The sequence below is a fragment of the Rhodococcus sp. (in: high G+C Gram-positive bacteria) genome (assembly GCF_049286785.1).
Classification (GTDB): Bacteria; Actinomycetota; Actinomycetes; order Mycobacteriales; family Mycobacteriaceae; genus Rhodococcus_F.
Map to the genome: position 1 here is coordinate 1 of NZ_JBAQEO010000817.1, position 3,203 is coordinate 3,203.

2 protein-coding genes are annotated in these 3,203 nt (G+C 66.4%); one reads left to right on the plus strand and one right to left on the minus strand.

Annotated features, from left to right (window positions below; translation table 11 throughout):
- Positions 1-169 precede the first annotated feature (169 nt).
- Positions 170-1,312 carry an IS701 family transposase gene (locus tag WAW17_RS29360; RefSeq protein ID WP_422336369.1) on the minus strand — a complete coding sequence of 381 codons (1,143 nt, stop codon included), beginning with the start codon at positions 1,310-1,312 and terminating at the stop codon, positions 170-172.
- Positions 1,313-1,490: 178 nt separating this feature from the next.
- On the opposite strand from WAW17_RS29360, the gene WAW17_RS29365 reads away from it, so the two are divergent.
- Positions 1,491-2,885 (plus strand): IS1380 family transposase, encoded by a 1,395-nt coding sequence (locus WAW17_RS29365; protein WP_422336370.1) that lies wholly within the window; start codon positions 1,491-1,493, stop codon positions 2,883-2,885.
- Positions 2,886-3,203 lie beyond the last annotated feature (318 nt).

The following is a 3,203-nucleotide window of genomic DNA, read 5'->3' on the forward strand; positions in this document are numbered from 1 at the left end:
TAGTACTGCAACGACAGTTTGTGATGTCGACGTTTGTAGTGGCTGGCGCGGGCCCTGGCCTGGCTGGCGCGGCGCCAGTTCGACCAGTGCCAGACATGGGTAAGGGCGTGTTGGACTGGGCAGGCGACGCGGTTGAACAATCGCCGTATCTCGTTGACTGTCAGAGGAATTAGATCTCGCGTACCGGCTGGAGATCCCCTTTTTGAGCGCCGCGGCGCAAGATCGTCAGGAAGGCGGCCGCGGCCATCGACAAGGTGATGTGCCGGTACCAGGCCGGGTACCCGCGCACCTGGTAGTGGTCGAGTCCGGTCTCGTTCTTGGTGGTCTGAAAGCACTCCTCGATCGCCCAGCGACTGCCGGCCACCCGGACCAGCTCGGCCGGTTCGGTGTCGGCGGGGCCATAGCAGATGTAGTAGGCAACCTCATCGGGGTCGGTGATCGACCGGCGGGCCAGCAACCAATGGCCGCGACCGGGTTCGCGCAGTGGCCGGATGTCGACGACCGCCCAGTCGTAGAGCCTGGGTCCGTGGGCGCCGTCGCCGCAGTTGATCCGCTGCCACGCGGTCGCCGGCAGGTCGGCGATCACGGCGTGGGCGCGGCGCTGACGCAACTCCATCGAGATCACCATCTGCGATTTCGGGACGGCGAGAACGTGTGCCACACCACGGGATTCGAGCCACAGCCGGAGCTTGCCGACCTGCCCGTAGGCCTCGTCGCCGGTGAACCACCCGAACGGTACTCCGGCGTCGAGGGCCCGTTCGACCATCGTCTGCACCAGTTCGGGTTTCGTCGCGAAAGCCACCTCGTCGCCGATCCCGGCCGCGCGACACCGCTCCCGGTCCTCGGCCCAGGCCTTCGGCAGGTACAACTCCCGGTCGATCAGCGCCCGACCCCGGTCGGAGGCGTAGGCGAGGAACTCCCCGATCTGGCTGTTCTCGATCCGCCCGGCCGTGCCCGAGTACTGCCGGGCCACCCCGGCCGAGCGGGTGCCCTTCTTCAAAAATCCTGTCTCGTCCACGATCAACACACCCTTGTCGGCGTCGCCGATCGTCTCGACCACGACCTCGCGCACGTCGTCGCGGAGCCCCTCGCAGTCCCAGGAGTAGAAGTTCAGCAGCCGCTGCATGCCCTCCGGGCCCGCATCACCGGCCGCCTCGGCCAGTGTCCATCCGTTCTTGCGTTCGACCTCACCGAGCAGTCCGCGCAGGTACGCGCCCATCCGCCGCCGCGACTCCACCCGCGAAAACCGGTGGGCGAACCGCGCACAGAACGCCGTGAACCCTGCTGACCACTCCAGCACCTCTGACTGCACACAAGATCAATTACCACAACAGTCCCGTCAGTCACAAACTGCCGTTGCAGTACTAGCCTGCCGCTTTCATGCGAACTCGTTATCTGATGGGTGTCGCTAACGAAGAATGGTGCCCTGACCTGGGATGATTCGACTTGTCTAAGGTCCGAGTCATCCGAGTTCGAGGAGCACCATTCAGGTGGGCAAGTCTACGTCCCCGTACCCACGTCTGTCCGCATCGGCCACCGGAACCGGGGTCGTGTCGCATGCCGGCTCGGTTCTGTTGTTGCGCACTGCCGAGAAGACGGGGTTGACCGATGCCCTGTCGGTGGCCCTGTCTCCCTGGCGAAAGCCGTTGTCGCGCCACGATCCCGGCAAGATCGTGCTCGATCTGGCGGTGGCGTTGGCGCTCGGCGGTGACTGCCTCGCCGACATCGCCCAGTTGCGGGCGCATCCGGAGGTGTTCGGTCCGGTCGCCTCCGATCCGACGGTGTCCCGCTTGATCGCCACCCTCGCCGCCGACGCCGATATGGCCCTGTCTGCGATCGACGCGGCCCGTGCCGCAGTCCGCACGGCCGCGTGGTCCGCGGCCGGGGACCGGGCACCCGACGACGACATCGACGAACACCACCCGCTGATCATCGACCTGGACGCCACCCTCGTCACAGCGCATTCGGAGAAGGAACACGCGGCACCGACCTTCAAACGCGGCTTCGGATTCCACCCGTTGTGCGCGTTCGTCGACCACGGTGGCGAGGGCACCGGGGAACCGGTGGCGATGCTGCTGCGAGCCGGCAACGCCGGCTCGAACACCGCCGCCGACCACATCACCGTCGTCAAGAAGGCGTTGGCGCAGTTGCCGTGCGATCCGGGATATCGGGTCGGCCGCACGATCCTGATCCGCACCGATGGTGCCGGCGGCAGCCACGCGTTCCTCGAATATCTGACCAAGCGGCGGCTGTCGTACTCGATCGGGTTCGGGCTGACCGACGCCATGGTCACCGAGATCTCCTCGATCCCGCAGGACGGATGGACACCCGCCTACGACGCCGACGGGCAGGTCCGCGACGGCGCTTGGGTTGCCGAACTCACCGATCTGGTCGACCTGTCGTCATGGCCGGCCGGGATGCGGCTTGTCGTGCGCAAGGAACGCCCTCACCCTGGCGCGCAGCTGCGGTTCACCGACCACGACGGGCTGCGGTTGACCGCGTTCGTCACCAACACCCGCCACGGCGGGCTCCCCGATCTCGAACTACGCCACCGCCGCCGCGCCCGCTGCGAGGACCGCATCCGGAACGCGAAAGCCACCGGCCTGGAAAATCTTCCGCTGCACGGGTTCGACCAGAACCGGGTCTGGCTCGCCGTCGTGCAACTCGCCTGCGAACTCGTCGCGTGGACCCAGATGCTCGCCCTGCACGAGCACCCCGCCCGGAAGTGGGAGCCGAAACGGCTGCGCCTGCGCCTGTGGTCGATCGCCGGGCGGATCACCCACCATGCCCGCCGCACCCACCTCAAACTCGCCGCCCGAGCACCCTGGGCCCGCCTGCTCACCCGAGGCCTCGACCACCTCAGCGCGCTACCCGCACCGACCTGACCAGCATCAACCCGATCATCCGAGACGAAAGGGAAATGTCTTCCGGGGCCGTGGACCCCGACGCCACCCGACCGCGTCGGGCAGCTCATCGTTGCCCGACACCGGATCAGCGACAGCGACCACCAATCCGAAACCGCTCAGGCCGATCCAGGGGACTCAGGAAAGATCGAGGCTAGCCCCAATACCGTGTACTTAGCCTGAATCCGTGGAAGATCTTGGTGGCCGCGTCGGCGTGTGAATGAGGAAAGTGCCTTCTGAGCTGGGATGATCAGGGTCGTTGAAGTCCAGATTATCCGCCGCATCAGAAAGCACTTTCAG